This is a genomic window from Helicobacter sp. T3_23-1056, from assembly GCF_053654535.1.
Map to the genome: position 1 here is coordinate 20,534 of NZ_JBSIUU010000028.1, position 7,652 is coordinate 28,185.

General features: G+C 34.3%; 8 protein-coding genes. 3 read left to right on the forward strand and 5 right to left on the reverse strand.

The window, feature by feature from the left end; all coding sequences use genetic code 11:
- Positions 1-389 precede the first annotated feature (389 nt).
- A complete protein-coding gene (gene ccoG / locus ACWIUO_RS11615) occupies positions 390-1,805 on the forward strand; it encodes a cytochrome c oxidase accessory protein CcoG (protein WP_454178060.1) in 1,416 nt (471 codons plus the stop codon).
- Between the two features lie 126 nt (positions 1,806-1,931).
- Here ccoG and ACWIUO_RS11620 read toward each other — a convergent pair whose 3' ends face one another.
- Positions 1,932-2,750 carry a hypothetical protein gene (locus ACWIUO_RS11620; RefSeq protein WP_454178052.1) on the reverse strand — a complete coding sequence of 273 codons (819 nt, stop codon included), beginning with the start codon at positions 2,748-2,750 and terminating at the stop codon, positions 1,932-1,934.
- A gap of 352 nt (positions 2,751-3,102) precedes the next feature.
- Between ACWIUO_RS11620 and rpsO the strand changes: the two genes are divergently transcribed.
- Entirely contained in the window at positions 3,103-3,375 is a 273-nt protein-coding gene (gene rpsO, locus ACWIUO_RS11625; RefSeq protein WP_454178053.1) for a 30S ribosomal protein S15, read from the forward strand.
- Positions 3,376-3,422: 47 nt separating this feature from the next.
- Entirely contained in the window at positions 3,423-4,478 is a 1,056-nt protein-coding gene (locus ACWIUO_RS11630; protein WP_454178054.1) for a hypothetical protein, read from the forward strand.
- 717 nt (positions 4,479-5,195) lie between these two features.
- Here the strand turns inward: ACWIUO_RS11630 and ACWIUO_RS11635 are convergent.
- The 4 genes from ACWIUO_RS11635 to ACWIUO_RS11650 all read right to left on the reverse strand — a co-directional run bounded on the left by ACWIUO_RS11635 (position 5,196) and on the right by ACWIUO_RS11650 (position 7,628).
- Entirely contained in the window at positions 5,196-5,600 is a 405-nt protein-coding gene (locus ACWIUO_RS11635) for a hypothetical protein (protein ID WP_454178055.1), read from the reverse strand.
- Positions 5,601-5,602: 2 nt separating this feature from the next.
- Positions 5,603-6,106, reverse strand: a complete 504-nt coding sequence (locus tag ACWIUO_RS11640) for a hypothetical protein (RefSeq protein WP_454178056.1) — start codon at positions 6,104-6,106, stop codon at positions 5,603-5,605.
- Between the two features lie 185 nt (positions 6,107-6,291).
- Positions 6,292-6,831 (reverse strand): hypothetical protein, encoded by a 540-nt coding sequence (locus ACWIUO_RS11645; protein WP_454178057.1) that lies wholly within the window; start codon positions 6,829-6,831, stop codon positions 6,292-6,294.
- Between the two features lie 266 nt (positions 6,832-7,097).
- Complete coding sequence (locus tag ACWIUO_RS11650) at positions 7,098-7,628, reverse strand: hypothetical protein (RefSeq protein ID WP_454178058.1); 531 nt, start codon at positions 7,626-7,628, stop codon at positions 7,098-7,100.
- Positions 7,629-7,652: the final 24 nt, after the last annotated feature.

Below are 7,652 nucleotides of genomic sequence, written 5' to 3' on the forward strand. Positions count from 1 at the left end.
TAAAAAGCATTGCTTTTTGGAAATTAAAGTTATATAATCGCGCTTGTTTTGAGATAATTTTGCATAAAAAATCACGCCTCACAAATCGCTACAAATCACAAAAAAACCAAAATCGCTACAAATAGATTTTTGCAAATGCTTTTAAAACAAAGTCGCTTTGAAATATTTGCATAAATTTTGTAACAGGATTTAAGGAGTTAGAAATGAAAGCACAAAATCCACAAGACACACAAAATTTGCAAAATACACAAAATCTGCAAAATCCACAAACTAGCATTCAAAATCTTAACCCTTTCACCACCACTGCTACCGCTACAAGCACCGCTTCCCTAAACCCTCCAAACTCAATAAACACGCTAGAAAACCCAAAAAACAAAGATTCTCTAAGTATGAATCCAAAAAAAAGTATAAATCCAAACAAACCAAGACAAGATTTTCCAAAACGCATAAAACGATATATCGGTTATGGAATCATTACTACGCTAGCCCTGCTTTTGCCATTTATTAGCATAAATGGACATCAGCTATTTTTGCTTTCATTCGTGCATAAAGAATTGCATCTTTTGGGAGTGGTTTTTAGCGTGCAGGAGCTGTATCTTATGCCATTTTTGTTGATAATGCTTTTTATTGGGATATTTTTTATGACGACTTTGGGGGGGCGCGTGTGGTGCGGGTGGTGCTGTCCGCAAACGATTTTTCGCGTGATATATAGGGACTTAATCGAAACAAAGATTTTAGGACTTCGCAAACGAATCAATGATAAGCAAAAAAAACCAGATTACGCGCTATTTGGCAACAAAATCAAAAAGGCGTTGGGCGTAGCGATTTTTGCGTGCCTATCGCTAATCATATCAGCGGATTTTTTATTTTTGTTTATGCCACCGAGTGAATTTTTTGGCTATATCGCAGATGCACAAAACCACACTATCGCTATGGGAGCGTGGCTAGCAATCGCAGCATTTTTAACGCTTGATGTTACGCTTATGGCAGAGGGATTTTGTATCTATGCCTGCCCTTATGCCCGCGTGCAATCTGTAATGTATGATGATGATACACTAATGGCGATATATGATAGCAATCGCGGTGGGGCGGTATATGCGCCAAATGGAATCAAAAACGAGCTAGCCCCCAAAAAGCAAAATCCAGCCAATGAATGCACTAACTGCACTGCCTGCGTGAAAGTCTGCCCCACGCATATCGACATACGAAAAGGAATGCAGCTAGAATGTATAAACTGCCTAGAATGTGTCGATGCGTGTAGCGAGGTGATGGCGCATTATAATCGCCCTAGCCTTGTGCGCTGGAGCTCGCCAAACGCTGTGGCTACAAGCAGTGGCGTTAAGTTTTTTAGGACTAAGACGATAGGCTATATTGTCGTGCTTTGCGTGGTGTTTGCCATACTCATCGCTATGAGTGGCAAAAAAGAGCCAATGCTACTAAATGTCGATAGAAACACCCAAGCCTATGAAATCCGCAAAAGTGGCGCAGTAGATAACTACTATACTTTCCTTTTCCAAAACACCGATACGCAAGCGCACGATTTTTATTTCGAGGTGGTGGATAATGAAAATATAAGGATTTTAGAGCCTAGCGAGCCTGTGCGAGTAGAGCCAAATGGCAAGGTAAAAAAAGCAGTCGCATTGCGCGTGCAAAATCCGCTAGATTTTGCGCTAGAATCAAAGGATTTGCGCGAAAAGCTAATCATACGCGCTTATGCGGTAGATGATGATGAGATTTTTGTGGAAAGGGAGAGCTTTTTTGTCTATCCTAGTAAAAAGATTTTGGATAAAAAAATGGGTAGATAGTTTGCTTGTTTTTAGTATTTTTGGAGGGGCTAGATAATGCAAAAAAAGCAAAAACTCTATCAAGTTTTATAGAAAAATAATCAAAGAAAAACCTCTCTTTTCGAGTGTAAAAATATTACTTTGTTTCTATTCTATTTCGAAGTTACTTTCAAAATCTTTTACTTTTTCTTTCGCTCCCTCTATAATTCCACCAAATCGTGTTTGCATACTAATATCCAAATTTTTCGCTTCTTCATAGCAACCTTCTTGCCCTTCTTTTAGTCTTGATGGTCTCCATTCCGCGCCGTGATAGGAGGCACATTCTTTATTTTTAAGCTTTATTATATGTGTTTTTAATATATCGTGTTTTTTAAATAAACCACATTTTCCAATACCACCAATGTCTTGTATTGTTATATTACCACCGGATATCCTACTGCTACAAGATTCGCTAAATAAAGTTTTCCTTAATTCAAGATATTTTTCTGTTAATCTACCATTTTGTTCAAATATGTGGCAATTTGTATTCTTACATCTTAATGCTTGTATTTTACTTTCTATTGTGTCGATTTTACCTTGAATATGTTGCAAAGCGTATATATCTTCTCTTGTCGCATAAAAAAACCTTTTGTCTTCCAAAACTGCTAACTCTTGATGTAGTCTTGCTATTTCTTTGTTATATTTTTTCTCATTCGCTTCTATTTCTTTTTCTATTTTCTCTTTTTGTTTTACATTAGTTTTTAATTGTTCCATATTAGCTTCTATTTCTTTAATTGTTGTTTCCATTTCTTTTGCATTAGCCTCCATTTGCTTAAATGAAGCATCTATATCTTGCGATTCGCTGATAAACATCACAGAAAAAGTTCTGTCTCTTTCATCGCTGTCAAATATTAAACCGCACGCACTAAAACTCATTATACATAGAGCCGCCAATCCTGCTTGTAGTATTTTTGTTAATCCTTGCATTTGCAAATCCTTTTCCAAATGGATTTTATATAATAAAAAAACAAAGTATGCTACAAAAAAAAAAAAACAATTTTTAAATAAGAAATCAAAAATGTTTTTTTCCTCTAAAATGTTGTTTTTACTAAAAAAAAAAACATTTCACACAACCATAATGCCTTAAATTTAAAAACAAAAAATGTGTAACAACTTGCTAAAAGAATATAAGAAATAATAATCCGCTTAAATTGTCGTAAGTCTTGTATTTTTGAGTGTGATTTTATAGATTTTGGCAACAAATTGCGCGAAATTAAACTTAATTTATGCCTTTTTTGTGTAAAATCACGCCTTTATCTTACCAATCAGGAGGTCAGTTATGGCTTTGGATACGGCAAAAAAAAGCGAGATTATCGGCAAGTTTGCGCGAGATAGCAAGGATACGGGCTCTTCAGAAGTGCAGGTGGCGTTGCTTAGCGAGCGCATTTCATCTCTTACTAATCATTTGAAAGAAAACCCAAAAGACCATTCAAGTCGATTAGGACTGCTAAAACTAGTAGGCAAGCGAAAACATTTGCTAAAATATCTCAAAAACACCAAATACGAAACCTACGCCAAACTTATCGAAACGCTAAAAATCAAAGACAGATAAGTTTTTTGTATTTATGTTTTTAAGTTGGAAATTATAAGGAGAAAAAAATGGCAAGGTTTATGCGAAATCTTACAAATGCGCTGCGTCCGTTTAAGCGTATTCGCAGGGAGATTGGTGCGATACGAAGTGAATTAAACGCGATACGCACGGAAATTCGCACAGATATAATAGCACATAGTGCCTATGAGACTATGCGCGATTTGAATCTTGTAGATAAAGATAAAAATTTATTGATGTTTTATCACAGGATAGGTGGCAGAATTAGTATTAGTGTATGCCATGATTTTACTATAATGCAACGCTATCTAAATGCTGTTCGCCCTGTGCGTGTCAAGAATCTAGTGCGCGTGGGTGGCACAAATGATGGGGGATATATTATGATAAATCCAAAAATAGACCTGCTTGAATCTATGCAAGATTCATCACATAATTCCCCCCCCCCCCCGTATTTGCTAGATAATCCACCACAGATAAATTTTTCACAAAATCAACCTTTTGCCCTCTCACTTGGTGTTTCGCCATATTCGCCGTGGGATTTGGATATGGCAAATTTTGGCTATAAAGTGTTGCAATATGACGCAAGTATCGACAAAGCCCCATATAATCACCCCAATATCACATTTTATAAGAAATTTGTGGGCGCAAGAGATTCGCACGATACCATTAGCTTTGAAAATCTTTTGGCACAACACGATTTTAACCCAAATGCGTGCAATGTCCTGCAATGCGACATTGAGGACTGCGAATGGGAGATTTTAGAGAATATTGATTTGGCAAAAATCGCGCAGTATTTTTCGCAGATTATATTTGAATTTCACGGTTGCAATCCAAATGATAAATCTGCTACTCAAAGGCGAATCGCGGTGTTAGAAAAAATCAAAGAGCATTACACGCCGATTCATTCGCATTTTAATTCTTTTGGTGCAATAATATATCAATTAAATGGTTATTTTTGGTCTTCATTAGTGGAAGTTAGCTATTTACGCAATGATTTGGTGGATAAAGACGCAAAAAAGGTTGTAGGTGTGGGAAATTTGTATTTAGATTCGCCAAATGAGGTGGTTGGATCCCCTGATATTCCTGTGATTTTTGGGGATTTTTAGTGTGTCGCAGATAAATTTTTACGGAAAAAGATTAGAATGCATATAACAAAGCATTTTTTATTCTGCCTTTACGCTTTTGTGTTGATTTATACATTACTACTTAACTTATGAAAACTATAATTTTCATTTGTTTTTATATTTTTTGCATTTGTTATAATAGTTACATAATATCTCATTTTTGCTCCTTAATTTTAACGCGATAAAATATATATCAGCGATATTAGCCCATAAGCAACGCCACAAGCAACCGCACTCAACAAAACATAAATAATGCATCGTTTGTAAAAAATGCAAACAAAAAACAATCCACATAAACATAGCGCAACAATATATAATTTATGTTCCAATATAAGATAAAAACTTGCTATAAATGCTAAAATGATAGGTATGGCATTTCTAATATAAAATAAATTAAAGATAAAAATTAGCAATAAATGAAACCATATAAATTCGTAAAAATTTTCATATACATTTATAAAAAAAGCATTATACAAATTGCCAATGATTAGATTATGAATAAAACTTATCATAAAATATATTGTTGTTGGCACAACAACACTACACACAAACCACGCGATTTGTCCGCTTGTAGTAGAATCTAGTCCTTTAGATTCTAGCTTTGCTTTGATTTGCGTGTAAATAGGAATTTTCAAAATATGTCCTTTTATTTTTTATTACTATTTTGAATCTTAAAATTATACAAAAGCAACTTTAATTTTATACATTTTTATAATCATTTGTCCCCCTAAATGCGATAATATAATTAGCGTTTAGTTTATCATAAAATATTGTCGCAGAAAATCCACGCTTATCATAAGGAATATGTAGATTTTTATCATCAGGGATATGCCCGATTAAAGTATAGCGTTCAAAAAATCGTTTAGCTTGAGTGGGAGTGAAGTCGCCTTTAAGTTTGTGTTTATTAAACAAAGTGCTATCGTCTGTTTTGTATCCATTATAATCCATATTCAATATGTCGGTTGGCGTTATTTTTGTCCCCTTTTTATTACCATATTTATCGTCTTCTTTAAATTTTTTACCCTTCAAATGAAAATGCCCATAACTTGCCCACGCTAATTCAGCATTGTCTTTTATTTTGTTTATTATCTCTTTATTTGTCATTGTTATTTTTCCTTATTTAAAACATCTATACATTCCGCCTCTAGTTCATCCCAATAAAACCCCGAGCCCTCATTGCCATCAAGAACAAAAAATCTTGTTTGCCAAGAGGCAGTAATTTTCATATCGGTAATATTATCGCTATTTAAGTTATATTTATTACTATAAACCCAAAGAGTTGTTTCAAGTCTATGATTTACCTGTTTCCCCATAACTTTTGCCATATATTCACGCACATTTGGCAAACACTCCTTGTGTTCATCTTTACACAAAAAATATTTATCCTCATTTATTTTTTTCCAATCAATATCATCAATATCATCTAAGCTCATATCATAATACGCCAACATTTTATTATATTTTTCCTCATTATTTGGCAATTCATTCAGCTTACATAATTTCTTAAACTCCCAATAGCTAGGCTGTAATGAGAAAAAAGGCACGATAAGCCACGAGCCACAGCCACTAAAAAACAATGCCACTAAAAACGAAATAAACACAGCCCACATTTTCACGCTTTTCCCCCAAATCTAGTTAGTATGTCCTCATAAGTAATTATTGGATTTTTCTGTTCTGTTAATTTCTGTAAAAACTTTGTTGGCAAATTTATTATTAACAAGATAAAAATACCCATAGTTTGCTTGTGCTAATTTTATCATAGATTCCAAGCGAGTATTTTTTATTATAAGTCATTTTATTTCTCTTTAAATAATATTTTCAAAATATAAGGCGTATATGAATCAAAGCCACTTTCATCATCAAATATCTCGCCAATATCGCTATTGTTGTTCATTGCTTCTTTCTTGATTTCATTGACAGAATCTTCTAAATTTGCTCCACAATACAAATATTTCGTTTCGCTATGTGGCATTATAAATAGTTCTGGGTAAAATTTATTCCATAATGTATCATAGTGAAATCCTATGATTTTTATATAAAATGCACGAGCCGTGCTAGAATCCGAAAGCACTACAACCTGTGGCACAATCTGTTTATTTGGCAAAAACCACATAAAACTTTTTGTCTTTATATTGTTTGTTGTTAGATTTTGTCTTGCTCTAGCATACACTACCTTACCTAGATTCTCTTTACAAAGTCGCTCGTATTCTTTATAATCGCTATCTATGCTTCTATGCAAAAATGCCTTGTAGCTCGTAGGATAAGCACAGCCATTTAGCGCAAAAAGCGTTAGCAAAATCCCAAACAATCCAAACGCCACAGCCCACATTTTCACGCAAAATCCTTTTTGTCTTTTTATGATATAAATTTAGCTTGACTAAGATTCACACAATAAAACGCAATTTTAGCGAAAATTTAATGGATTTATGCGAATCAAAATTGCGCCGTATAAAATCCGCGCTTTGTCGCTATGAATCACAAAGTTTCATTATGACTTTCAAAAACTAACAATACTTTTGTTAATAATCTCCACTGCTTCGCCTTTTTGTGTGAATATAATCGTATTGCTCTCGCTATCGTCGCAATTATTAAATTCTATCATTAGGCTATCGCTCGTGCGTTTAAATTCAAAGTCGCATTGATTTTGTATGCCATACTGCTTAGAATAATAATCCTCAATAGAAGTTGTAATTTTTTCTTGCTTTCATTTTCCTTTGGCAAAGCTATGCCTAGCATATACTTATAAACAAGCACATTTCGCTCATCTCGCTCTTTTGAAAAAGCGATTTTTTTTATCTTTTGCCCTACATAAAATTTAAAGGCTTCATCTATGTTTGTGAGATTTTTATACAAACATTTATTTGCACTGCACAGCAGAGCATCGCCACCGCATACTTTTTTATTATAGCTATCATCGCAAATTGTGGCATTTTGGTGTAAAACATTAAAATCCTGCGCGGATTTGATTGAATCTATATTTGAATCCGCGCTAGATTCGTTAGATTCGCCCTGTGAATCGTTCGCATTTATCGTTTGTGATTCGCCTAAATCTTTTGAATCCTTTGAATCCCCACACGCACCAAACCACACCGCCACTATAAATGCCGACAATACCAAACCCAACTTTTTCATTTTTGTCCCTTATCTTTATTATCT

Coding starts and splice junctions, on each gene's coding strand:
- ccoG (WP_454178060.1), top strand. CDS start 390: ATGAATCCAAAAAAAAGTATAAATCCAAACAAACCAAGACAAGATTTT.
- ACWIUO_RS11620 (WP_454178052.1), bottom strand. CDS start 2,750: ATGCAAGGATTAACAAAAATACTACAAGCAGGATTGGCGGCTCTATGT.
- rpsO (WP_454178053.1), top strand. CDS start 3,103: ATGGCTTTGGATACGGCAAAAAAAAGCGAGATTATCGGCAAGTTTGCG.
- ACWIUO_RS11630 (WP_454178054.1), top strand. CDS start 3,423: ATGGCAAGGTTTATGCGAAATCTTACAAATGCGCTGCGTCCGTTTAAG.
- ACWIUO_RS11635 (WP_454178055.1), bottom strand. CDS start 5,600: ATGACAAATAAAGAGATAATAAACAAAATAAAAGACAATGCTGAATTA.
- ACWIUO_RS11640 (WP_454178056.1), bottom strand. CDS start 6,106: ATGTGGGCTGTGTTTATTTCGTTTTTAGTGGCATTGTTTTTTAGTGGC.
- ACWIUO_RS11650 (WP_454178058.1), bottom strand. CDS start 7,628: ATGAAAAAGTTGGGTTTGGTATTGTCGGCATTTATAGTGGCGGTGTGG.